This is a genomic window from Mycobacterium sp. (assembly GCF_965277065.1).
GTDB lineage: Bacteria > Actinomycetota > Actinomycetes > Mycobacteriales > Mycobacteriaceae > Mycobacterium.
Genome location: NZ_CBDIBT010000017.1, coordinates 1 through 23,652, shown reverse-complemented (window position 1 = coordinate 23,652; position 23,652 = coordinate 1). Strand labels below are relative to the sequence as shown.

The 23,652-nt window shown below is 64.3% G+C and carries 15 protein-coding genes, 3 rRNA genes and 1 pseudogene; 14 read left to right on the top strand and 5 right to left on the bottom strand.

Annotation, left to right across the window (positions count from 1 at the left end; translation table 11 throughout):
- Nucleotides 1–54 precede the first annotated feature (54 nt).
- Nucleotides 55–1,467: an argininosuccinate lyase gene (argH, locus tag ACQY5A_RS08530; RefSeq protein ID WP_428339964.1), complete on the top strand. Its 1,413-nt coding sequence runs from the start codon at nt 55–57 to the stop codon at nt 1,465–1,467.
- On the opposite strand, the gene ACQY5A_RS08525 is transcribed toward argH, so the two are convergent.
- On the bottom strand, nt 1,464–3,764 hold the full coding sequence (locus ACQY5A_RS08525) for a putative bifunctional diguanylate cyclase/phosphodiesterase (protein ID WP_428339963.1): 2,301 nt from the start codon (nt 3,762–3,764) through the stop codon (nt 1,464–1,466). The genes argH and ACQY5A_RS08525 overlap by 4 nt on opposite strands.
- A 194-nt stretch (nt 3,765–3,958) precedes the next feature.
- Nucleotides 3,959–5,737, bottom strand: coding sequence for an ABC-F family ATP-binding cassette domain-containing protein (locus ACQY5A_RS08520; protein WP_428339962.1), 1,779 nt, complete (start codon nt 5,735–5,737; stop codon nt 3,959–3,961).
- Between the two features lie 181 nt (nt 5,738–5,918).
- Here ACQY5A_RS08520 and ACQY5A_RS08515 point away from each other — a divergent pair, with 181 nt between their 5' ends.
- Complete coding sequence (locus tag ACQY5A_RS08515; protein WP_428339961.1) at nt 5,919–8,888, top strand: acyl-CoA synthetase; 2,970 nt, start codon at nt 5,919–5,921, stop codon at nt 8,886–8,888.
- Between the two features lie 14 nt (nt 8,889–8,902).
- Nucleotides 8,903–9,127 carry a Trm112 family protein gene (locus ACQY5A_RS08510; protein WP_428339960.1) on the top strand — a complete coding sequence of 75 codons (225 nt, stop codon included), beginning with the start codon at nt 8,903–8,905 and terminating at the stop codon, nt 9,125–9,127.
- Here ACQY5A_RS08510 and ACQY5A_RS08505 read toward each other — a convergent pair.
- From ACQY5A_RS08505 to ACQY5A_RS08495, 3 genes are read right to left on the bottom strand one after another with little or no spacing between them, the layout of a single operon-like run.
- The gene (locus ACQY5A_RS08505; protein WP_428339959.1) at nt 9,093–9,716 is read right to left on the bottom strand and encodes a TetR/AcrR family transcriptional regulator; all 624 of its coding nucleotides are present in this window, start codon (nt 9,714–9,716) and stop codon (nt 9,093–9,095) included. The genes ACQY5A_RS08510 and ACQY5A_RS08505 overlap by 35 nt on opposite strands.
- Nucleotides 9,713–10,531 (bottom strand): ABC transporter permease, encoded by an 819-nt coding sequence (locus tag ACQY5A_RS08500; RefSeq protein ID WP_428339958.1) that lies wholly within the window; start codon nt 10,529–10,531, stop codon nt 9,713–9,715. Before ACQY5A_RS08500 ends, ACQY5A_RS08505 begins: the two co-directional genes overlap by 4 nt.
- On the bottom strand, nt 10,477–11,229 hold the full coding sequence (locus tag ACQY5A_RS08495) for an ABC transporter ATP-binding protein (protein ID WP_428339957.1): 753 nt from the start codon (nt 11,227–11,229) through the stop codon (nt 10,477–10,479). The genes ACQY5A_RS08500 and ACQY5A_RS08495 overlap by 55 nt, the downstream gene beginning before the upstream one ends.
- 59 nt (nt 11,230–11,288) lie before the next feature.
- Here ACQY5A_RS08495 and ACQY5A_RS08490 point away from each other — a divergent pair, with 59 nt between their 5' ends.
- The 11 genes and pseudogenes from ACQY5A_RS08490 to ppnK form a co-directional block, all read left to right on the top strand.
- Nucleotides 11,289–11,900, top strand: a complete 612-nt coding sequence (locus ACQY5A_RS08490; protein WP_428339956.1) for a DNA-3-methyladenine glycosylase — start codon at nt 11,289–11,291, stop codon at nt 11,898–11,900.
- Between the two features lie 33 nt (nt 11,901–11,933).
- Nucleotides 11,934–13,226: a tyrosine--tRNA ligase gene (gene tyrS, locus ACQY5A_RS08485; RefSeq protein ID WP_428339955.1), complete on the top strand. Its 1,293-nt coding sequence runs from the start codon at nt 11,934–11,936 to the stop codon at nt 13,224–13,226.
- Nucleotides 13,227–13,618: 392 nt separating this feature from the next.
- A 16S ribosomal RNA gene (locus tag ACQY5A_RS08480) occupies nt 13,619–15,151 on the top strand.
- Nucleotides 15,152–15,465: 314 nt separating this feature from the next.
- A 23S ribosomal RNA gene (locus ACQY5A_RS08475) occupies nt 15,466–18,580 on the top strand.
- 78 nt (nt 18,581–18,658) lie between these two features.
- Nucleotides 18,659–18,771: ribosomal RNA gene (gene rrf, locus ACQY5A_RS08470) — 5S ribosomal RNA — on the top strand.
- The 16S, 23S and 5S rRNA genes sit together here, the layout of an rRNA operon.
- A gap of 308 nt (nt 18,772–19,079) precedes the next feature.
- Nucleotides 19,080–20,324 (top strand): HNH endonuclease signature motif containing protein, encoded by a 1,245-nt coding sequence (locus ACQY5A_RS08465; RefSeq protein ID WP_428339954.1) that lies wholly within the window; start codon nt 19,080–19,082, stop codon nt 20,322–20,324.
- 378 nt (nt 20,325–20,702) lie between these two features.
- Entirely contained in the window at nt 20,703–21,491 is a 789-nt protein-coding gene (locus tag ACQY5A_RS08460) for a tetratricopeptide repeat protein (RefSeq protein ID WP_428339953.1), read from the top strand.
- Between the two features lies 1 nt (nt 21,492).
- Complete coding sequence (locus tag ACQY5A_RS08455; RefSeq protein WP_428338513.1) at nt 21,493–22,503, top strand: HAD-IIA family hydrolase; 1,011 nt, start codon at nt 21,493–21,495, stop codon at nt 22,501–22,503.
- 12 nt (nt 22,504–22,515) lie between these two features.
- Entirely contained in the window at nt 22,516–22,692 is a 177-nt protein-coding gene (locus ACQY5A_RS08450) for a hypothetical protein (protein WP_428338499.1), read from the top strand.
- A 7-nt stretch (nt 22,693–22,699) separates the two neighbouring features.
- Nucleotides 22,700–23,509 (top strand): TlyA family RNA methyltransferase, encoded by an 810-nt coding sequence (locus ACQY5A_RS08445; protein ID WP_428339952.1) that lies wholly within the window; start codon nt 22,700–22,702, stop codon nt 23,507–23,509.
- A pseudogene (gene ppnK, locus ACQY5A_RS08440) lies at nt 23,506–23,652 on the top strand (NAD kinase); the annotation flags it as partial. The gene ACQY5A_RS08445 and the pseudogene ppnK, both read left to right, overlap by 4 nt.

Genomic DNA, 23,652 nt, shown 5'->3' with positions numbered 1-23,652 from the left:
CACCCGTCCGCGTGCGATTCTGCGTCTGCTCGCGCAGAACAGGGCGGAGAACACGTGAGCACCAACGAGGGTTCGCTGTGGGGAGGACGGTTCGCCGACGGGCCGTCCGCCGCGTTGACCGCGCTGAGCCGGTCGACCCAATTCGACTGGGTCTTGGCGCCTTACGACGTGACCGCGTCCCGCGCGCACACCGAGGTGCTGTACAGCGCCGGGCTGCTGACCGCGGATCAGCGCGATAGTCTGCTGGTCGGTCTGGACGGCCTGGCCGAAGACGTCGCCGACGGCAGTTTCGGGCCGCTGGTCACCGATGAGGACGTCCATGCGGCGCTGGAGCGCGGGCTGATCGACCGGGTCGGCCCGGATTTGGGCGGTCGGCTGCGGGCCGGCCGTTCACGAAACGATCAGGTGGCCACCCTTTTTCGGATGTGGCTGCGCGACGCGCTGCGGCGCGTGGCCGCCGGCGCCCTAGAGCTTGTCGAAGCATTGGTCGGCCAGGCCGCGGCGTATCCGGACGCCATCATGCCCGGCAAGACCCATATGCAGTCTGCCCAGCCGGTCCTGCTGGCGCATCATCTCCTCGCCCACGCCCACCCGCTGCTGCGCGACGTCGACCGGATCGTCGACCTCGACGCACGGACAGCGGTCTCGCCGTACGGCTCTGGAGCGTTGGCCGGCTCGTCGCTGGGCCTCGACCCCGACGCGATCGCGGAAAAACTCGGTTTCGCCGCCGCCGCGGACAACTCGATCGACGCGACGGCGTCGCGGGACTTCGCTGCGGAGGCGGCATTTGTCTTCGCGATGATCGGCGTCGACCTGTCCCGTCTTGCCGAGGACGTCATCATCTGGAGCTCCACCGAATTCGGCTATGTCACCTTGCACGATTCGTGGTCGACGGGCAGTTCGATCATGCCGCAGAAGAAGAATCCCGACATCGCCGAGCTTGCCCGCGGCAAGTCGGGCCGCCTGATCGGCAACCTGGCCGGCCTGCTGGCAACCCTGAAGGCACAGCCGCTGGCATACAACCGCGACCTGCAAGAAGACAAAGAGCCGGTGTTCGACTCCGTCGCGCAGCTCGAGCTGCTGCTGCCGGCGATGGCCGGCATGGTCAGCAGCCTGACATTCAACGTCGAGCGGATGGCGGCTCTGGCACCGGCCGGTTACACGCTGGCCACCGATATCGCTGAATGGCTGGTGCGCCAGGGTATTCCATTCCGGGATGCCCACGAAGCCGCGGGGGCCGCCGTCCAGGTTGCCGAAAAACTCGGTGTCGGCTTGGAAGAGCTGACCGACGACCAATTGGCTGCCATCAGCGCTGATCTGACGCCTCGGGTTCGCGACGTGCTCACCATCGAGGGCTCGGTGTCATCGCGCGATGCCCGCGGTGGTACAGCGCCCAGTCAGGTTGCGCGCCAACATGATTCGGTGCTCTCCGCCGTGGAGCGGCTTCGCCACCGGCTGAGCCGCTAGCGCACTGCCGGGCCAATACGCGCCGCGACCGAAGGAACCTGGGGGATTTCGCCGGCCGGCAACGGGCCGGAGTAGAAGTTGCCCTGCACGACGTCGCAGCCGAATTGTCGAAGCCAGCGGGCCGTGTCGTCGTTTTCGACGCCTTCGGCGACGCTGGCGATCCCGAACTCCTCGGCCAACTCGATGACGGACCGTGCGATTGTTGCGGCGCGTCGGTCGTACAGAATCGGCGCAATGAGCTGGCGGTCGAGTTTGACCTCGTCGATGGGCAACTCGCGAAGATAAGTCAACGTGGAATACCCACTGCCGAAGTCGTCGATCGAAATGCGAATGCCGGCTTCCCGGAGGCGATTCAGTACGGACCGACCCTTATCGAAGTCGGCCACCATCAACTCCTCGGTGATCTCCACCGTCAGCAGGCTCGGCGACATGCCGTGCACGTCCAGCACGGTCAGGATGCGGTCGGGCAGGGTGTCCTCACCGAGCGAACGTGCCCACAAGTTCACCGCGACCGGGATGTCCGCGCCGATCGCATGCCAACCCGCGGCGTCCGCGATCGCGCGTGAGAGCACCACGTCGGTGACGGCATCGGTCAGCCCGTGCTCGCGCACCAACGGTAGAAATTCTCTGGGCTCCAGGGTGCCCAAAGTGGGGTGTTCCCAACGCAATAGCGCTTCGGCCCCGCATACCGCGCCGCTCAACATCCGGAACTGCGGTTGATAGACCAGCGTCAGCAGACGGTCGTCGATGGCGCGGCGGAGATCCCAGAGCAATTGCAGGCGCTGGATACCGGTACGGAAGGTTTGCCGTCGACCAAGATGTGCGTCCTTCTCCGGTGTGTACGTCTGAACATCGGTCGCACTCGTCTGCTCGGCGCGGGCACGGGCCGATTCGGCCTGGCTGAGCAGATCGGCTGCGGTTGTTGCGGGTTCGCTGCGGGCCTGGGCCGTTGTCACACCGATGCTCAGATGCACATACACCCGGTTGTCGGCGATTTCGAGCGCGCTGTCGAAGGCTTTGGCGATCCTGTTCGCCACCTGAGCGGCCACCTCGGGGCGATCTTCGACGACGACGACGAATTCGTCGCCACCCAGGCGGGCGACGGTGTCGTCGGCGCGGACACTGGCCTGGATAAGCGCACCGACGCTGCGTAGCAGCGCATCGCTGGCCGCGTAGCCGAGGGTGTCGTTGACGATCTTGAAATCGTCGACCCTGATGCTCAATACGCTGAGCGGGACGTCGAGACGGTGGTTCAACTGTGCGGCGTGCGCCAATCGTTCGTCGAGCAACCGCCGATTGGCCAGACCGGTCACCGCGTCACGCAGCGCAGCGTCGGTGACTGCATCAAGCAATCTTCGTTTTCGGTCGAGTGCCAGTAAATGCCGTACGAGGACCGTGCACACCATCACCAGACCTGTTGCGTAGACGAACGCCTCGCGCGAATCCTTCGGCCAGAAGTGCATCGCACCGACCGTGGCGGCGAATGTCAACGGCAGATAGGGCAGCAGCATGGAGAATCGAGACGATGGGCGGGCAAGACCACCGTCGAGATCGGGTCCTGGCCGGGACGCGAGGGCCGACAGCGCGAGAAAATAGGTCCCGCCGATCCACCCCAGAGCGACGACGTTGTCCTGAATCTGATCCGGATTGTTCTCAAAGATCCGCATCGCGCCCGCCGTCCCGATTGCGGCGAAGCCCACAGAGAGTAGGGCCGGCGAAAACCGTCGACCCGGCTCAGCCTTTCGCGTGACGATCAGTGCCATGACGACCACCGCGAGGTAGAACGCGGTGATCACGGCGACCAGGACGCGAGAGAAACTCACCGTGGCCGCCGTGTTCAGAGCCAGTGCTCCAAGGCCCTCCAACAATGACGCAGCAATGAGAACTCCGTCGAGTAGCAAGCTGATGCCGAATCGGGAATCGTCACGGCTCGGAACCAATAGCGCAGCGGCTAAGGCGAATAGCGGCAGTACCACGTAGCCGAGTTCCGAAATCGAGGAATTCGAGATCGGCGCTGCGCCACCGAGTGCGACGTAACACCACACAGCGCTACCGACGGTCCAGCCACCCAATCCGATCGCCACCGCGATCCATGACCCGCGTTGGCCGCGCCGGGCAGCAAGCGCGGCGGCGACGGCGCATCCCGTGGCGAACAGACCCATGACCGCCGAACCGGTAGGGCCGACTGCGCCCACTCCCAGCGGACCCGAATGGACGTTGCCGCCGAACAACATTCCCGCAAAGAAAACCAAGCCCACCGTCGCCACCCCGACCAATGCGGTTCGGCGTCGCGTCATTGCGGACATCTCTCTACCTGTCAGAGGCGGTAACCAAATTCGGGGACGGCGACGTTCGCTTGACAGCATCTTAAAAGACATCGCCTCTGGCGGAGGCGATTTGGAGACGATACGAATGTCGCGATCTGCGCCCCCGATCCGACCGCAGGATCTGCGAAATTTCTGCAATATTAATGCCATAGTCAATTAAAAATTCAGTCCAATACTTCGGAAACTTCCATCCACCGGTTTTCCAGGCCGGCAACGTCGCTTTCCAGTTCTCGCAATTGCTCGGTGAGGCCGGCGATGCCGACGTGGTCGGACTGATCGTGATCCGCCAGCGCGCGGTGCTTGGCGTCGATTTGCTCCGCGAGCCGGGCCAGCCTGCGGTCGATGGCGGCGATCTCCTTCTGCGCGGCACGTAGGTCGGCACCGGAGATCTCCTGGGTAGCCGACGGTTTGGGCGAGGCGACTGCGGTGCGTTGCGCGCCCGCCTGCGCGGCCAGTTGCAGGTATTCGTCGACACCGCCGGGGAGGTGGCGCAACCGCCCGTCCAGAATCGCGTACTGCTGGTCGGTCACCCGCTCCAGAAGGTAGCGGTCGTGCGAGACCACGATCAGTGTGCCGGGCCACGAATCGAGCAGTTCTTCGGTGGCGGCCAGCATGTCGGTGTCGACGTCATTGGTCGGCTCGTCGAGTAACAGCACGTTGGGCTGGGCCGACAACGTGAGCATCAGTTGCAGGCGGCGCCGCTGGCCGCCGGACAACTCGTTGACGCGGGCGGACAACTGAGCGCCGTCGAATCCAAGGCGTTCCAGTAACTGGGCGGGCGTGACGTCGCGGCCGTCCACCTCGTAGCCGGTCCGGAGCCGGCCCAGCACATCAGCGACCCTCTCGTGGGCCAGGGCGATCAGCTCGCCACCGCGCTGGTCCAGAATCCCCAACTGAACCGTCTTGCCGCGCTTGACTTTTCCGCTCTCCGGCTGGATCGCGCCGGTGATGAGTCCCAGCAGTGTCGACTTGCCGGCCCCGTTGGCCCCGACGACGCCGGTCCGTTCGCCCGGACCGATCCGCCATTCGACGTCGCGCAGCACCGGTCGGCCGTCGAACGAGACCGACACGTCAAGCAGATCAACGACGTCTTTCCCGAGCCGCGCGGTGGCGAGTTTGGCCAATTCGACGGCATTCCGCAGCGGTGGCACGTCGGCGATCAATTGGTTGGCCGCGTCGATGCGGAACTTCGGCTTCGACGTCCGGGCCGGCGGCCCGCGGCGCAACCAGGCCAACTCCTTGCGCATCAGGTTCTGCCGCTTGGATTCCGCGACAGCGGACAACCGGTCCCGCTCGACCCGCTGCAGGACGTATGCGGCGTACCCGCCCTCGAACGGCTCCACGAGTCCGTCGTGCACCTCCCACGTCGCCGTCGCCACCTCGTCGAGGAACCAACGGTCGTGGGTCACCAGCAGCAGTCCGCCCGTGTTGCGCGCCCAGCGCCCGCGCAGGTGGGTGGCCAGCCAGGTGATGCCCTCGATGTCGAGGTGGTTGGTCGGCTCGTCCAGCGCGATGACGTCCCAGTCGCCGATCAGCAGCTCCGCAAGCTGGACGCGCCGCCGCTGCCCACCACTGAGAGTGCCGATCACGGCGTCCCAGGCGATGTCGGAGACCAAGCCACTGACCACGTCGCGGATACGCGGATCCCCGGCCCACTCGTGGTCCGCCAGGTCGCCGACCAAGCACCATCCCACCGTGGCGTCCGAGTCGAGGATGTCGGCCTGGTTGAGCGCCCCGACCCGCAGCCCGCTGCGCTGGGTGACCCGCCCGGCATCGGGACGCACCTGACCCGTGAGCAGACCCAGCAAACTGGACTTACCGTCGCCGTTGCGTCCGACTATGCCGATGCGATCGCCGTCGCTGACCCCGACCGTCGTCGATTCGAAGACGACCCGAGCCGGGTATTCGAGGTGTATCGCCTCGGCGCCGAGCAGGTGTGCCACCGGCCCGACCCTAGACGTACGCTGCGCAACCGTTGTCCGCGAAGGCGGACGACTACGCTGGTCCCCACGGACCGGCACCGTGCGCAAAGCAATGGGCGCACCCCCTGTGATGTGCCATGATGTGCACGCTGTCTGGCCTACGCGCAGCACACTGTGGTCTTCGTTCGAGGGGAGCGGCGGCATGGATCTGAGGTTTTCCGCGGTCACTCGACCGGTGGAGCGCCTGATGGCGACCGCACAGAACGGCCTGGAGGTCCTGCGACTCGGTGGGCTGGAAACCGGCAACTCTCCGTCTCCGTCACAGACCGTCGAGAGCACGCCGATGTACAAGCTCCGCCGTTATTTCCCGCCGGACAGCCGACCCGGGCATCCGCAGGCCGGCGAGCCGGTGCTGCTGGTGCATCCGATGATGATGTCGGCAAACATGTGGGACGTCACCCGCGACGAGGGCGCGGTCGGCATTCTGCATGCCGCCGGGCTGGATCCCTGGGTGATCGACTTCGGCTCGCCCGACAAGATCGAAGGCGGCATGAGCCGCACGCTGGCCGACCACATCGTCGCCCTGAGCGAAGCGCTAGACGCGATGGCCGACATCACCGAGCGTGACGTGCATCTGATCGGCTACTCGCAGGGCGGCATGTTCTGCTACCAGGCGGCCGCCTACCGACGTTCCAAGAGCATCGCCAGCATCGTCACGTTCGGCTCCCCGGTAGATACGCTGGCGGCGCTGCCGATGGGGCTGCCACCGAACATCGCCCCCGGTGTGGCCACCTTCATGGCGGACCACGTCTTCAACCGGTTGGACATTCCCGGCTGGTTGGCGCGCACCGGCTTTCAGATGCTCGACCCGCTCAAGACTGCCAAAGCGCGGATCGATTTCGTGCGCCAACTCCACGACCGCGAGGCACTGCTGCCGCGGGAAGCCCAGCGCCGATTCCTGGAGTCCGAGGGCTGGATCGCCTGGTCTGGGCCCGCCATCTCCGAACTGCTCAAGCAGTTCGTCGCGCACAACCGGATGATGAGCGGCGGTTTCGCCATCAACAGCCAACTCGTCACCCTGACCGATATCACTTGCCCGATCCTGGCTTTCGTCGGCGAAGTCGACGACATCGGCCAGCCGGCCGCGGTGCGAGGCATTCGGCGCGCGGCGCCCAACGCCGAGGTGTACGAATACCTGATCCGGACCGGCCATTTCGGCCTGGTGGTCGGATCCAAAGCGGCACAAGAGAGCTGGCCGACCGTCGCCGATTGGGTACTGTGGATTTCCGGGGACGGGAAGAAACCCACCGACATCTTCCCGATGGCCGACCAGCCGGACGAGCCCTCCGACCGTGGTGTCGCGTTCAGCTCGCGGGTGCTGCACGGATTGGGTGAGGCCTCCGAGGTCGCACTCACACTCGCCCGCGGAGCGGCCGACGCCTTCGTCACCGCAAACAAGTCCATGCGCACATTGGCCGTAGAGACCGCGCGAACGCTGCCCCGTCTGGCCCGTCTGGGTCAGATCAACGATCACACCCGGATCTCGTTGGGCCGCATCATCGGCGAGCAGGCGCACGAGGCTCCTAACGGCGAATTCCTGCTCTTCGACGGCCGCGTGCACACCTACGAAGCGGTGAACCGGCGTATCGACAACGTGGTGCGCGGGCTGATCGCCGTCGGAGTGCGCCAAGGCGAACACGTCGGCCTACTGATGGAAACCCGGCCGAGCGCGCTGGTTGCCATCGCCGCGCTGTCGCGGTTGGGCGCCGTCGCGGTGCTGCTGCATCCAGACGCCGACCTGGCCGCCGAAGTCAGGCTCGGGGGAGTGTCGGAGATCATCACCGATCCCGCCAATCTCGAGATCGCCCGGCAGCTGCCCGAGCAGATCCTGGTCCTCGGTGGTGGTGAATCCCGCGACCTGCACCTACCCAATGACGCCAATGTCATCGACATGGAGCAGATCGACCCCGACGCCGTCGAGCTGCCCGCCTGGTACCGGCCGAATCCCGGGTTTGCGCGCGATCTCGCCTTCATCGGATTCAGCTCCGCCAGTGGGCAACTCGTCGCCAAGCAGATCACTAATTACCGGTGGGCGCTGTCGGCCTTCGGCACCGCATCGGCAGCCGCCCTGGGACGTACCGACACGGTGTACTGCCTGACGCCCCTGCACCACGAGTCAGGGCTGCTGGTCAGCCTCGGCGGGGCGGTGGTCGGCGGCACCCGGATCGCGCTGTCCCGTGGGCTGAAGCCCGACCGGTTCGTGGCCGAGCTGAACCAATATGGCGTCACCGTGGTGTCGTACACGTGGGCCATGCTCCGCGATGTCATCGACGACCCCGGTTTCACCCTGCGCGGCAATCACCCGGTACGGGTGTTCATCGGCTCGGGAATGCCGACCGGCTTGTGGCAGCGCATCGTCGACGTGTTCGCGCCCGCCCACGTGGTCGAGTTCTTCGCGACGACGGACGGACATGCGGTGCTGGCCAACGTGTCCGGAGCCAAGATCGGCAGCAAGGGCCGGCCGTTGCCGGGTGCCGGCCGGGTCGAACTGGGCGCCTACGACGCCGATCACGACCTGATCTTGGAGGACGACACCGGCTTGGTGCGAGTCCCGGACACCAACGAGGTCGGGGTGCTGCTGGCCGAACCGCGCGGGCCGATCGATCCCACGGCATCGGTCAAACGAGGCGTTTTCGGTCCAGCCGACACCTGGATCTCCACCGAATACCTGTTTCGCCGCGATAACGACGGCGACTTCTGGTTGCTGGGCCGACGAGGCTCCACCGTGCAGACCCAACGCGGGGTCGTCTACTCCGACCCGATCACCGATGCGCTCGGTTTGATTCCGGCGGTCGACCTGGCGGTGACGTACGGCGTGCCGATGGACGGACACCAGGTGGCTGTGACCGCGGTGTCGACCCGGCCGGGCGCCACGATCACCGCGGCTGACCTCACCGAGGCAGTCGCGGCCATGCCCTTCGGGCTGGGCCCGGACATCGTGTTTGTGGTGCCCGAGCTGAAGCTCAGCGCGACCTATCGTCCGACGGTCAGCGCGCTGCGCGCCGCCGGGATCCCGAAGGCGGGACGGCACGCCTGGGTGTTCCACGCCGAAGCAAATCAGTTCCGGCGGCTGACTGGACCCGCGCGCGCGGAGTTGTCTGGTGCACAATGACGTACGGAGCCAACGTGATTGACGAAAAGCTACTGGCCATCTTGGTCTGCCCGGCCGATCGAGGCCCGCTGTTGTCGGTGAACAGGGGCAGCGATGCGCTGCTCTACAACTCGCGGCTGCGGCGGGCTTACCGCATCGAGGACGGCATCCCGGTGCTGCTCGTCGACGAGGCGGTCGACGTGAGCGACGAGGAGCACGAGCGTTTCATCGCGCAGGCAAATCCGGCAACTCCCCAGTGAGGTAGCGCTGCAGGTTCGGCGCGATGGTGTCCGCGACCTGCTGCGCGGGCAGCGACGCGAAGGGCTCCAGCAGCAGGATGTAGCGCGCGAGCAAGACGCCCACCAATTGCGATGCCACGAACTGGATCCGGACGATCCCGCTGCCCGGCGGATCGTCGACGCGTGCCCCTACTTCAGCACCAATCACGTCCTGGATGAACGTCCGGAACAGGTTGACCTCTGAACCTGCCAGGATCGAGCGCAACGTGGCGATGAACGCCGCGCCTATCTCGGACTCCCACAGCGGCAACAATATCGACGGAATTTGGTGACCGAGTTCTTCGACGGGCACTTTGCGTAGCGGCCCGATCACGTCCATCGGATCGATCGGGATGTGCACGGCTGCGGCGAAGAGCTTTTCCTTGGTACCGAAATAGTGATGCACCAGCGCCGAATCGACGCCGGCGGCGGCGGCCACCGCGCGGATCGAGGTGCTGTTGATCCCATTGCGGGCGAACAGGTCTCGAGCGCAGTCAAGAATGCGATCGCGGGTGTTGGAGCTGCCGGCCGGCCGGCCGGGCCTTTTGCGTCCGGAGTTGGCTGCGGTCATGGCGTCTGCCGGCGCAGCGTCGCTGCGGCCAGGCACAGCGCCGCGATCGCGAAGCCCAGCACGATCGCCATGTCACGGACCGCGACACCGGTCAGGTCGGCGTGGGCGCCCACTTGTTGCAGCGCTTCGAGCGCATAGCTGGCCGGCAGGACGTTGCTGACCCATTCCAGCCAGGAAGGCATCAGCGCTCGCGGCGCGATGATGCCCGCCAGCAGGAGTTGCGGCACCATCACCAGCGGGATGAATTGCACGGCTTGAAACTCCGTTCGCGCGAACGCACTACACAACAATCCGAGCCCGACACCGAGCACCGCGTTTACGATCGCGATCACGAACACCCACAGCGGACTGCCGGCGGTGTCGAAGCCGAGCAACCAGAACGAGACCCCACACGCCAATGTCGCCTGCGCTGCCGCGGCGATGGAAAACGCAGTGCCGTAAGCGATCAGCAGGTCGAGTCGGCGCAGCGGGGTGGTCAGGATCCGCTCCAACGTTCCCGACGCCCGTTCGCGCTGCATGGTGATCGACGTGATGATGAACATCAAGAACAGCGGAAACAGCCCCAGCAGAATCAAACACGCGTTGTTGAACGGTGTCGGCCCGCCCGGCCGATGCGGAGCGTTCTCGAACATGAAGTACATCAGCGTGATCACCAGAACCGGCACGAACACGATCATCGCGATGCTGCGTGGGTCGGCTGCCAGCTGCCGCAGAATCCGAAAAGTAGTGGCGGCAAACGGTTTCAGCTGCTCTTGCACACCTACCCGGCTTGCCGCGTGATGATCGACAGAAACGCGTCCTCCAGCGACCTGCATCGGGTGTCCTCTCGTAGTTGGGTCGGGGTGGTGTGCGCGATCAGATGCCCCTCGCGCATGAGCAGCAGATCACCGCAGTGGTCGGCTTCGTCCATCACGTGGCTCGACACCAGCAAAGTGGTCCCGCCGCGAGCGAGCTCGGTGAACTCCTCCCACAGATCAGCGCGCAGCACCGGGTCCAAACCCACCGTCGGCTCGTCGAGAACCAGCAGTTCCGGCCGGCACACCAGCGCACAAGCCAGCGACACCCTGGTGCGCTGACCGCCGGACAGATTGCCGCAGTATGCGGTGGCGTGGTCGGTGAGACCAACCCGGTCGACCGCGGATTCCGCAGCCTGCCGGTCGAATCCGTACAGCGCTGCGAAGTACTTGACGTTGTCGACAACCCGCAGGTCGTCGTAGATCGTCGGATTCTGCGGCACGTATCCGACGCGCTGGCGCAGCGACGGCGATCCTGCCGGCAGACCGAGCACCTGCACGCTGCCCGACGTGATGCGCTGGGTACCGACGATGCTGCGGATCAAGGTGGTCTTGCCGCAGCCGGACGGTCCGAGCAGCCCGGTGATCGTGCCGCGGGTCGCCCGAACCGAGAAGTCGTCCAGTGCCGGCCGGCCGCCGCGAACGACCCGCAGGTGGTCGATGTCGATCGCCACCTCGTGGCGATGCGGCGACAATTCATCGCTCGATGAAGTCATCATCTGATGAATATCCGCCCCTGCCGACTGAGCTGTCAAGAGACGCAGGCAGAATCTGTTCAGTGGGCGCGGACCAGCTTGCGGTCGACCCCGTCGACGCGGCGCATCGACTCCTTGGCGCGACCCTCACCGGTCGTGGCGTCAGCGCGGTCGTTGTCGAGGTAGAGGCGTATGGCGGGGTGCCCGACGGGCCATGGCCGGACGCTGCCGCGCACTCCTATCGTGGCGCCACCGGTCGAAGCGGGGTGATGTTCGGTCCACCCGGGCGGCTCTACGCCTACCTCAGCCACGGCATCCACGTCTGCGCGAACGTGGTGTGTGCAACCGACGGGGTCGCGGCCGCCGTCCTGCTCCGCGCCGCGGCCATCGAGACCGGACTTGACGTCGCCCTCGCCCGACGCGGCGCGGCGATCCCGCCTCGTGCCTTGGCCCGCGGGCCGGGAAACCTCTGCGCGGCGATGGGAATCGCCATGGCCGACAATGGAATCGATCTGTTCGATCCGAGCAGTCCCGTGCGCCTCGAGCTCAACGACGCCGTCGACGCGATGCCGGGGCCCCGCGTCGGCGTGAGCCAGGCCGCCGACCGGCCGTGGCGGCTGTGGCTCGCGGGACGGCCGGAGGTCTCCGCCTACCGGCGCAGTCCTCGGGCCCCGTCACCCGGTGCCAGCGACTGAGTCGGGCGCGCCCGCCGGGAAGGTGCCATGCACATGCGCGAAGATCTAACTGTGGGCGCTGAAATCATCGACGAGCTGAACTGGCGTGGGCTGATCGCACAGTCCACCGATCTCGAGGCGCTGACCGCGGAAGCCGCCAAGGGCCCGATCACGTTGTATGCCGGTTTCGACCCCACTGCGCCCAGCCTGCATGCCGGCCACCTGGTGCCGTTGCTGGCGCTGCGCCGCTTCCAGCAGGCCGGGCACCGGCCCATCGTCCTCGCCGGCGGCGCAACCGGCTTGATCGGCGACCCACGCGAAACCGGCGAACGCGTGCTCAACACCACGGAAACCGTCCAGGAATGGACCGGTCGCATCGGCGGCCAGCTCGAGCGGTTCGTCGACTTCGACAGCTCGCCGACGGGCGCCATCGTGGAGAACAACCTCGAGTGGACCGGGGCGATGTCGGCGATCGAGCTCCTGCGTGACGTCGGCAAACACTTCTCGGTCAACGTGATGCTGGACCGGGACACCGTCAAGCGGCGGCTCGAGGGCGACGGGATCTCCTACACCGAGTTCAGCTACATGTTGTTGCAGGCCAACGACTTTGTCGAACTGCACCGGCGTCATCACTGTGCGCTGCAGGTCGGCGGATCCGACCAGTGGGGCAACATCATCGCCGGCGTCCGACTGGTGCGCCAGAAGCTGGCCGCCTCGGTGCACGCTCTCACGGTCCCGCTGGTGACCGCTGCCGACGGCACCAAGTTCGGGAAGTCCACCGGCGGCGGCAGCCTCTGGCTCGACCCGGAGATGACCAGCCCGTATGCCTGGTATCAGTACTTCGTCAACACCGCCGATGCCGACGTCATCCAGTACCTGCGCTGGTTCACCTTTCTCTCGGCCGATGAGCTGGCCGAACTGGAAGCAATCACCGCGAAGACCCCGCAGCAGCGTGCGGCGCAACGGCGGTTGGCGCGCGAGCTCACGACCCTTGTGCACGGGGAGCAGGCCACCGAAGCCGTCGAGCACGCGAGCGGCGCGTTGTTCGGCCGCGGTGAGCTCAACCGGCTGGATGAGGCCACGCTGCGCGCCGCGTTGCGGGAGACATTGATCGCCGAGCTGAAGCCCGGAACGCCGGACGGGATCGTCGACCTGCTCGTCGCGAGCGGGCTGGCGCAGAGCAAGGGTGCGGCGCGACGCACGATCGCCGAGGGCGGGGCCTACGTCAACAACACCAAGATCGACGCCGAAGACTGGGCGCCGCAACCGACCGACTTCTTGCACGGACGGTGGCTCGTCCTGCGCCGCGGCAAGAGGAACATCGCCGGCGTGGAGCGTCTCGGTTGATCTTGTGACGAGTCGAAACACGCCGTCTATCAGGCTGTTTGACTCTCAGTTTTCTGTCACGTAACTTAATCGAGTCGCTGCGACCCGGTCAATCCGGAGAGCGCGGCGGCATCCAGAGGGAGATCCCATTTCGGTGGGATCCTTCGACGTCCGTGGAACGAGCAAGCGGCCAAAAGCCGCGGGTCTTGCTGCGCGGCCGGCGGGTGTTGTTTGAGAACTCAATAGTGTGTTTGGTGGTTTTGTTTTGTTGTTGTTTTTGGCTGCATTCTGGCGTCCCGTGTTGGGGTGTGGCTTGTTTTGTTTTTGATGCCAGTTTTTGGTGTTGTTTTGCTGGTGGTCAGGTTTTTCTGATTTGAATTCGGTCTGCGCCTTTTGGGGTGTGGGTGGGTTTTTGTTTGGAGAGTTTGATCCTGGCTCAGGACGAACGCTGGCGGCGTGCTTAACACATGCAAGTCGAACGGAAAGGCCCTTTCGGGGGTACTCGAGTGGCGAACGGGTGAGTAACACGTGGGTGATCTGCCCTGCACTTCGGGATAAGCTTGGGAAACTGGGTCTAATACCGGATAGGACTACGAATCGCATGGTTTGTGGTGGAAAGCTTTTGCGGTGTGGGATGGGCCCGCGGCCTATCAGCTTGTTGGTGGGGTGATGGCCTACCAAGGCGACGACGGGTAGCCGGCCTGAGAGGGTGTCCGGCCACACTGGGACTGAGATACGGCCCAGACTCCTACGGGAGGCAGCAGTGGGGAATATTGCACAATGGGCGCAAGCCTGATGCAGCGACGCCGCGTGGGGGATGACGGCCTTCGGGTTGTAAACCTCTTTCACCATCGGCGAAGCCGGTAGCTTGTGTTGCCGGTGACGGTAGGTGGAGAAGAAGCACCGGCCAACTACGTGCCAGCAGCCGCGGTAATACGTAGGGTGCGAGCGTTGTCCGGAATTACTGGGCGTAAAGAGCTCGTAGGTGGTTTGTCGCGTTGTCCGTGAAATTCCCTGGCTTAACTGGGGGCGTGCGGGCGATACGGGCAGACTGGAGTACTGCAGGGGAGACTGGAATTCCTGGTGTAGCGGTGGAATGCGCAGATATCAGGAGGAACACCGGTGGCGAAGGCGGGTCTCTGGGCAGTAACTGACGCTGAGGAGCGAAAGCGTGGGGAGCGAACAGGATTAGATACCCTGGTAGTCCACGCCGTAAACGGTGGGTACTAGGTGTGGGTTTCCTTCCTTGGGATCCGTGCCGTAGCTAACGCATTAAGTACCCCGCCTGGGGAGTACGGCCGCAAGGCTAAAACTCAAAGGAATTGACGGGGGCCCGCACAAGCGGCGGAGCATGTGGATTAATTCGATGCAACGCGAAGAACCTTACCTGGGTTTGACATGCACAGGACGCCGGTAGAGATATCGGTTCCCTTGTGGCCTGTGTGCAGGTGGTGCATGGCTGTCGTCAGCTCGTGTCGTGAGATGTTGGGTTAAGTCCCGCAACGAGCGCAACCCTTGTCTCATGTTGCCAGCGCGTTATGGCGGGGACTCGTGAGAGACTGCCGGGGTCAACTCGGAGGAAGGTGGGGATGACGTCAAGTCATCATGCCCCTTATGTCCAGGGCTTCACACATGCTACAATGGCCGGTACAAAGGGCTGCGATGCCGTGAGGTGTAGCGAATCCTTGAAAGCCGGTCTCAGTTCGGATCGGGGTCTGCAACTCGACCCCGTGAAGTCGGAGTCGCTAGTAATCGCAGATCAGCAACGCTGCGGTGAATACGTTCCCGGGCCTTGTACACACCGCCCGTCACGTCATGAAAGTCGGTAACACCCGAAGCCAGTGGCCTAACCCTTGTGGGGGGAGCTGTCGAAGGTGGGATCGGCGATTGGGACGAAGTCGTAACAAGGTAGCCGTACCGGAAGGTGCGGCTGGATCACCTCCTTTCTAAGGAGCACCACGAAAAGAGTGCGGCATCAGCGTCGTGCTCGGGCCGTGAGGAACTCCGTGCCTGTAGTGGGCGGGGGTTTGGTGCACAACAACGTGGGTGTTCTGGTTTCTTCAGGCGCCGGCATTTCCGCCAACACACTATTGGGTCCTGAGGCAACACCTGTGTTGTTCTGGCCGTCTGGTGGCCTGGTCAGGTGGTGTCGCTCCATCTTGGTGGTGGGGTGTGGTGTTTGTGTAATTGGATAGTGGTTGCGAGCATCTAAGCAAAAGTGCTGAGTATTTCAGTTTTTTGTTGAGTTGTTTTCTTGTGTTTGTAAGTGTTTAAGGGCACATGGTGGATGCCTTGGCATCAGGAGCCGATGAAGGACGTGGGAGGCTGCGATATGCCTCGGGGAGCTGCCAACCGAGCGTGGATCCGAGGATGTCCGAATGGGGAAACCCGGCACGAGTGATGTCGTGTCACCTGTATCTGAATACATAGGGTGCGGGAGGGAACGCGGGGAAGTGAAACATCTCAGTACCCGTAGGAAAAGAAAACAAGTGTGATTCCGTGAGTAGTGGCGAGCGAAAGCGGAGGATGGCTAAACCGTGCGCATGGGTGACCGGGTAGGGGTTGTGTGTGCGGGGTTGTGGGGATAACGCGTCTGGCTCTATCCGGCCGGAGGGCAGTAGGTGTGGGTTAATCGAAGTGGCCTGGGATGGTCTGCCGTAGACGGTGAGAGCCCGGTAGGTGAAAACCGTACATCCTGTTTTGTGTTGTTACCCGAGTAGCAGCGGGCCCGTGGAATCTGCTGTGAATCTGCCGGGACCACCCGGTAAGCCTGAATACTTCCTGATGACCGATAGCGGATGAGTACCGTGAGGGAATGGTGAAAAGTACCCCGGGAGGGGAGTGAAATAGTACCTGAAACCGTGTGCCTACAAGCCGTCAGAGCCTTCGACTTTGTCGTGGGGTGATGGCGTGCCTTTTGAAGAATGAGCCTGCGAGTCAGGGACATGTCGCGAGGTTAACCCGTGTGGGGTAGCCGCAGCGAAAGCGAGTCTGAATAGGGCGTATCCACCTTTTGGGTGGTGTAGTGGTGTGTTCTGGACCCGAAGCGGAGTGATCTACCCATGGCCAGGGTGAAGCGCGGGTAAGACCGCGTGGAGGCCCGAACCCACTTAGGTTGAAGACTGAGGGGATGAGTTGTGGGTAGGGGTGAAAGGCCAATCAAACTCCGTGATAGCTGGTTCTCCCCGAAATGCATTTAGGTGCAGCGTTGCGTGTTTCTTACCGGAGGTAGAGCTACTGGATGGCCGATGGGCCCTACTAGGTTACTGACGTCAGCCAAACTCCGAATGCCGGTAAGTCAAAGCGTGGCAGTGAGACGGCGGGGGATAAGCTCCGTGCGTCGAGAGGGAAACAGCCCAGATCGCCGGCTAAGGCCCCTAAGCGTGTGCTAAGTGGAAAAGGATGTGCAGTCGCATAGACAACCAGGAGGTTGGCTTAGAAGCAGCCACCCTTGAAAGAGTGCGTAATAGCTCACTGGTCAAGTGATTGTGCGCCGATAATGTAGCGGGGCTCAAGCACACCGCCGAAGCCGCGGCAATCAACATCTGTTGATTGGGTAGGGGAGCGTCCTGCATCCAGTGAAGCCACCTAGTGATGGAGTGGTGGAGGGTGTGGGAGTGAGAATGCAGGCATGAGTAGCGATAAGGCAAGTGAGAACCTTGCCCGCCGAAAGACCAAGGGTTCCTGGGCCAGGCCAGTCCGCCCAGGGTGAGTCGGGACCTAAGGCGAGGCCGACAGGCGTAGTCGATGGACAACGGGTTGATATTCCCGTACCCGTGTGTGCGCGCCCGTGATGAATCCATTCTGCTAACCACCCAAAAGGTGGCCCATCAATCCCTTTCGAGGGTGCGAGAGCCACCGGCTGCGTGGGACCCGGATGGGTAGTAGTCAAGCGATGGGGTGACGCAGGAAGGTAGCCGTACCAGTCAGTGGTAATACTGGGGCAAACCCGTAGGACGACATTTAGGTAAATCCGGATGTCATCAGTCCCAGAGGTGATGCATAACCGAATGAGGTGAATTCGGTGATCCTATGCTGCCGAGAAAAGCCTCTAGCGAGCACACACACGGCCCGTACCCCAAACCAACACAGGTGGTCAGGTAGAGAATACCAAGGCGTACGAGAGAACTATGGTTAAGGAACTCGGCAAAATACCCCCGTAACTTCGGGAGAAGGGGGGCCCACACACCGTCAACCGGCTTGCCCGGGGCAGCGGTCGTGGGTCGCAGAAACCAGTGAGAAGCGACTGTTTACTAAAAACACAGGTCCGTGCGAAGTCGCAAGACGATGTATACGGACTGACGCCTGCCCGGTGCTGGAAGGTTAAGAGGACCTGTTAACCGTAAGGTGAAGCGGAGAATTTAAGCCCCAGTAAACGGCGGTGGTAACTATAACCATCCTAAGGTAGCGAAATTCCTTGTCGGGTAAGTTCCGACCTGCACGAATGGCGTAACGACTTCTCAACTGTCTCAACCATAGACTCGGCGAAATTGCACTACGAGTAAAGATGCTCGTTACGCGCGGCAGGACGAAAAGACCCCGGGACCTTCACTATAGCTTGGTATTGATGTTCGGTACGGTTTGTGTAGGATAGGTGGGAGACTGTGAAACAATTACGCCAGTAATTGCGGAGTCGTTGTTGAAATACCACTCTGATCGTATTGGACCTCTAACCTCGAACCGTATATCCGGTTCAGGAACAGTGCCTGGTGGGTAGTTTAACTGGGGCGGTTGCCTCCCAAAATGTAACGGAGGCGCCCAAAGGTTCCCTCAACCTGGACGGCAATCAGGTGTTGAGTGCAAGTGCACAAGGGAGCTTGACTGCAAGACTGACACGTCAAGCAGGGACGAAAGTCGGGACTAGTGATCCGGCACCCCCGAGTGGAAGGGGTGTCGCTCAACGGATAAAAGGTACCCCGGGGATAACAGGCTGATCTTCCCCAAGAGTCCATATCGACGGGATGGTTTGGCACCTCGATGTCGGCTCGTCGCATCCTGGGGCTGGAGCAGGTCCCAAGGGTTGGGCTGTTCGCCCATTAAAGCGGCACGCGAGCTGGGTTTAGAACGTCGTGAGACAGTTCGGTCTCTATCCGCCGCGCGCGTCAGAAGCTTGAGGAAACCTGTCCCTAGTACGAGAGGACCGGGACGGACGAACCTCTGGTCCACCAGTTGTCCCACCAGGGGCACCGCTGGATAGCCACGTTCGGACAGGATAACCGCTGAAAGCATCTAAGCGGGAAACCCTCTCCAAGACCAGGCTTCTCACCCATCAAGTGGGATAAGGCCCCCCGCAGACCACGGGATCAATAGACCAGACCTACACACCCGGCAACGGGCGCAGGGAACTGGCACTAACCGGCCGAAAACTTACACACACGCAACCACTTCCACGCAGCGCAACCACCCCACCCCACCACCAACAACAAACCAAAAAAGAATGAACAGAATAAAGTTACGGCGGCCACAGCGACAGGGAAACGCCCGGACCCATCCCGAACCCGGAAGCTAAGCCTGCCAGCGCCGATGATACTACCCACCAGGGTGGAAAAGTAGGACACCGCCGAACACACACAACAAGCCCCGTGCCCCCCAAAACCCCTGGGGGGCACGGGCATTCATGCACCCATGAGTCAGGCGTACGCGCCTCGCGGTGGGCCCGTGACCGGGAGTCGGACCGGTTCGAAACACGATCAGGGTCAGGCAGTAGCGTCATTTCGTTGCGGCACTGCCGCATTGCACGGGCGTTCCGATTCGCCCGCAAAGGCCTCGTGAGACGCGTGTGGCAGCCAATGAGGCTGTGCCGCTGAGAGATGGCAGCATCTGGGCGTGGATCGGCCGCCGAAACGTGTCGGACCTGGCTGGGATGATTTCGTTATGTCGTTGACCGCGTCTCCTCTGGTAGTGGTGAGCCCTGCTGAGCGTGTGGAGGTGTTGTTCGAGGAGTTGGCGGAGTTGGCGGGTCAGCGCAACGCAATTGACGGGCGGATCGTGGAGATCGTCGCCGAGCTGGATCGTGACGGGCTCTGCGGGGCTACGGGTGCGCGGTCGGTGGCGGCGTTGGTGGCCTGGAAGCTGGGCTGCTCCTCGGGAAACGCTCATACGATCGCCACCGTGGCGCGCCGGCTGCCGGAGTTTCCCCGCTGCGCGGCCGGGATGCGGGAGGGCCGGTTGTCGCTGGATCAGGTCGGGGTCATCGCGGGGCGGGCGGGCGCGGGGTCTGATGAGCATTACGCCCAGCTGGCGGCCTGCGCGACGGTGAGCCAGCTGCGCACCGCGGTCAAGCTGGAGCCGCGACCCGAACCCGATCCGCGGCCCCAGCCGCAGCCCGCGATCACCACGACCTCTGGCGAGCACACCACCAGCTGGCGGATCACCCTGGCTCAGCTGGACGCGGCGACCTTCGAGGCGGCACTGGCGTCGCACCGTGACGCGCTGTTCGCCGAGTGGACCCAGGACCGCGGCACCGGCGAGCGCGGATCAGAGCAGACACCCCCGGTGCCGAGCACCGTCGAGGCGTTCATGCGCCTGATCGAGGCGGGCTGGGACGCCGAGGCGACCCGGCGCCCCCACGGGCAGCACACCACGGTGGTGATGCACGTCGATGTCAAGGACAACGCCGCCGCGCTGCATCTGGGCCCGCTGCTCACCGACGCCCAACGCCGCTACCTGGGCTGTGACGCCACCTGTGAGGTGTGGTTCGAACGTCACGGCCAGGTCATCGGGGCCGGCCGAGCGAGCCGGGTGATCAGCCGGCGGCTTCGCCGCGCCCTTGAGCACCGCCACCGCAGCTGCGTGGTTCCTGGCTGTGGGGCCACCCGCGGTTTGCACGCACACCACATCCGGCACTGGCAAGACGGTGGCCGGACCGAATTGTCCAACCTGGTGTTGGTGTGTCCGTATCACCACCGGCTGCACCACCGCGGCGCCATCACCATCACCGGACCCGCCGAGAATCTCGTCGTCACCGACAGCGCCGGCCGAGAACTGAGCGCAGGATCGCTGGCACGCCCACCCAACCGTCCCCCGCCCGCGGTCCCACCCTGCCCGGGACCCACCGGCGAGCGCGCCCACTGGTGGTGGTACGACCCCTTCCAACCCCAACCACCACCAATGAACTAGCTCGGCTATCGGAGCCGCTCACCACCGGCACCCTACCTAAGCCCAAAAGCGCTGGGCCATAACGCTATTCGATCGCGACACCCGCCGCTACCAGATCGTGCCCACGCCCTCATCCAGATCCTTCTGACGTACGCAGTATTTGAGCCAAGTCAGGTTGCACGGGCGTTCCGATTTGCCCGCGCGCTGGGTCACGTCATTGCGCTTGTGGCGCCCGCAACCATCACCCTGCCGGTCCGATAGTCTGTGAAACGCACCAGTCCAACGACTCTCACAGCTTTGGATCAGTTCTCGGGGACCGCCCACTGTAGTAGGGACGAGCGCACGTGAGCCGTATCCTAAGTCGGCAGGTACTGACGTATTTCGAAGCGAAGGGTACGAGTGGGCGACGACACGCACGGCGACGGGGCACGACGACCGCAGCGACCGCCACGCGCCCCGGCTTCCGCGTCCGGTCCCAACCGCGCTCGAAGATCTCAACCCCAGCACGGCGCCGCCGCGGATGATCGCAACGGGCCGCCGATCCCGCCCAAGATCGAAGCAAAGCAGCTAGCACCCGACGTTCGCCGCGAGCTCAGCACCCTCGATAAGGCGAACGCCGATGCGGTGGCGCGCCACCTGGTCGCCGCTGGGGAGTTGCTGGACGAAGACCCCGAGGCCGCGCTCAGCCATGCCCGCGCCGCGCGACTGCGTTCCGGCCGCATCGCCGCGGTGCGGGAAGCCGTGGGAATCGCGGCCTACCAGTGTGGCGACTGGGCGCAGGCCATCGCCGAGCTGCGGGCGGCGCGACGGATGGGCAGCAAGTCACCGCTGCTTCCGCTGATCGCCGACTGCGAACGCGGCCTGGGTCGGCCCGAACGCGCACTGGAACTGGCCCGCGGGGCCGAGGCGGCCAAGCTGGTCGGCGATGAGGCCGACGAGATGCGGATCGTCACCGCCGGCGCCCGCGCCGACCTCGGACAGCTCGAACAGGCGCTGACCGTTCTGTCCACCCCGCAATTGGACCCGACGCGGGTCGGCACGATCGCGGCCCGGTTGTTCTACGCCTACGCCGAAACCCTGCTGGCACTCGACCGCGGCGCGGAGGCGGTGGAGTGGTTCCTGCACGCGGCCGAAGCTGACGTCGAAGGCGCCACCGATGCCGAGGATCGAGTGAGTGAGCTCGGCTGAGGTGGGAACGCTTGCCCAGGAACATGATTGCCTGCTCCTCGACTTGGACGGGACGGTGTTCCGGGGTCATGAACTGACCGAGGGCGCTGCTGACTCGCTGGAAAAGGCCTCGGGTCGAACGCTATTCGTCACCAACAATGCGTCGCGCAGTGCCGAGGAAGTCGCCCAGCACCTGACTGACCTCGGCCTGCAAGCGACCGCCGACGACGTCGTCACGAGCGCGCAAAGCGCGGCTCACGTGTTGGCCGATCACCTGAAACCGGGCGCCCGGGTGCTGGTCGTCGGCACGGAGTCACTGGCCGCCGAAGTCGCCGCCGTCGGCCTCGAGCCGGTCCGGCTGTACGACGACAAGCCGGACGCCGTCGTGCAAGGTCACTCGCCGGACACCGGATGGGCGATCCTTGCCGAGGCGGCGCTGGCGATCCGGGCCGGGGGTTTGTGGGTCGCCGCCAACGTCGACGCGACGCTGCCGACCGAACGCGGCCTCCTGCCCGGCAACGGCTCGATGGTGGCCGCGCTGAAAGCAGCGACCGATGCCGAGCCTCAGGTCGCGGGCAAGCCGGCGCCGACACTGTTGCTAGATGCGTTGGGACGCGGCGAGTTTCGCACACCGCTGGTCGTCGGTGACCGGCTCAACACCGACATCGCCGGCGCCACCGCCGCCGGGCTGCCCAGCCTGATGGTGCTCACCGGGGTCAACTCCGCACGAGACGCTGTCTATGCCGTACCCGAGCAGCGCGCGACATTCATCGGTGAGGACCTTCGTTCGCTGCACCAGCACGCAAAGGAGCTTGCGGTGGGCCCGCAGTCGGCCTGGCAGGTCGACACCGCGGACCACGCGATCACGGTCAGCACCGCCGCGGACGACGAGGGCGACGGACTCTCGATTGTTCGCGCCGTCGCTCATGCGGTCTGGTCACGCGACCCCGACGGCCAGACGGTTTCCATCGAGGCCGGCGACGATACCGCGCGCGACGCCCTGCAACGGTGGTCTCTGGCCCAAATCCGATAGCGTGGTAAAGCGATGAGTACCGACCCTGATGAGATTCGCGCACGGATCGACGCCATCCTCGCCGAGCTACCGGATCCTGCCAACCCCGACAAGATGCCCTCCGAGGCCGATCTCGAGGAGCTCGCACGCCAGCTTTCCGAGGCGCACGACATGCTGGTGCAGGCGCTGGAGTCGGCGGAGAAGGCCTGAGGCCACTGTGCCGCGGCGTACCCGTGTTGATGCCGAGCTGGTCCGGCGCGGTCTGGCCCGATCGCGACAGCAAGCCGCGGAGCTGATCGGCGCGGGCAAAGTCAGCATCGACGGGATGCCCGCCGTCAAGCCGGGCACAGCCGTTGCAGTCACGGCGGCACTGAAGGTCGCCGGCGACACCGAACGCGGCTGGGTGTCCCGGGGTGCACACAAGCTCATCGGTGCGCTCGACGCCTTCGGCATCGACGTGCAGGGTCGACGCTGTTTGGACGCGGGAGCCTCGACGGGCGGATTCACCGACGTCCTGCTCGACCGCGGCGCCCGGGAAGTGGTCGCCGTCGACGTCGGCTACGGCCAGCTGGCGTGGTCGCTGCGGTCGGACGAGCGGGTGGTGGTTCTCGAACGGACCAACGTGCGAGAACTCACGCCAGAGGCAATCGAGGGCAAGGTCGAGACGATCGTCGCCGATTTGTCCTTCATCTCGCTGACCACTGTGTTACCTGCGCTGACTGGATGCGCCTCGCCCGCCGCGGATATCGTTCCTATGGTGAAGCCGCAGTTCGAGGTGGGCAGAGGGCAGGTGGGGGCCGGCGGGGTCGTCCACAGTCTCGAGCTGCGGGCAAGCGCTGTCCTCAACGTCGCGCGTCGCGCCGACGAGCTGGGATGGCACGCCGTCGGCGTGACCCCCAGCCCGCTGCCAGGTCCATCGGGCAACGTTGAATACTTTCTGTGGTTACGTGCCGAAACCGATCGGGGTTTGTCTGCTGATGAACTGGAATCTGCGGTCCGAGAGGCGATTGAGGCAGGTCCGCAATGACTAGTGAGCGCACCGTCCTGCTGGTCGTCCACACCGGGCGCGAGGAAGCGACCGAGACCGCCCGTCGGATCGAAAAAGTGCTGAGCGTCAACAATATTCGTCTTCGCATACTTTCGGCCGAGGCCGTCGACCGCGGGCCGGTT